This is a genomic window from Nocardia sp. XZ_19_385 (assembly GCF_015355755.1).
GTDB lineage: Bacteria > Actinomycetota > Actinomycetes > Mycobacteriales > Mycobacteriaceae > Nocardia.
Window position 1 is genome coordinate 1 of record NZ_JACVEE010000016.1, and the last position, 953, is coordinate 953.

The 953-nt window shown below is 64.6% G+C and carries 1 protein-coding gene; it reads left to right on the forward strand.

What is annotated here, in order from left to right:
- Positions 1–213 precede the first annotated feature (213 nt).
- Positions 214–953, forward strand: a 740-nt coding sequence (locus IBX22_RS37155) for an ATP-grasp domain-containing protein (protein ID WP_194820541.1), incomplete at its 3' end; no start/stop codon positions are given.

Below are 953 nucleotides of genomic sequence, written 5' to 3' on the forward strand. Positions count from 1 at the left end.
CTGCCGCTACCCGCGCGGCCCGAGTCGGTCAGCGCGGGTCTGCGGACGGAACGACTCCCGACTCCCGGCAATGAGCGCTCATCCGAGTTGGGGTGTCGCTGACCGGAACCATGTCCAGCGGTCCACTGACCGCCGCGGTCATCGTCCCGAATCACCGACTGCCCCAAACTGATTGCCGCGCTCCGCGGCGCTCAGCGCGAATAGCATCGTGCCATGCGACCGCAATGGCTCATCGATCTCCATGAGGAATTTCCCGGCTCCGCTCTCGTCGCGGCCGCGCTTGACGATGCCCTGATTGTTCAATCGCGTGACGCCATGACGGGACGGTGGCCCGTGGTCCAGGACGGCCGCCCGATCGTTGGGTACGGGACTATGCCCACGATGAGAAGTCTCCGTCGCGTGCCGCGGCTCGGAGAAGCGGTCTTCGACGACTACACGATGCTGCGCTGCTCGTTCTACTACCGACACATGTACGACCTCCTGGGACGCACCGCCGTTTTCGCGCCGTTCTCGGCGGTTCCCCGTCTACCACTGCGGCGCATGTTCGACAGTGACCAGGTCTTTATCCGCAGCGATACGAACTACAAGCTGTTTCCCGCAGGCGTGCATGCCATCACGGAGCTGGGGCACTGGCTCGAGACTTACGGCCAGTACCGAGACGAGCTCGTTGTCGTGTCCGAGGTCGTGCCCTTCGAAAGCGAGTACCGCTGCTTCTGCCGCGACGGGCGCTTCGTCTGCGGAAGTTCCTATCCGATCGATCCGTATCTCCCTGTCCCCGCTCACGTTCGCGACTTCGCGGAAACCGCGGCGGCGCGACTACTCGCTCACGGCTGCACCATGGTCACCGTCGATGTCGGCGTCGGCCCCGACGGCGTGCTTCGCCTCGTCGAGCTCGGCGGTGTGAACAGCTGGGGCATCTACGGATCCGACGTCACCGACTTTATCGCCGCGAT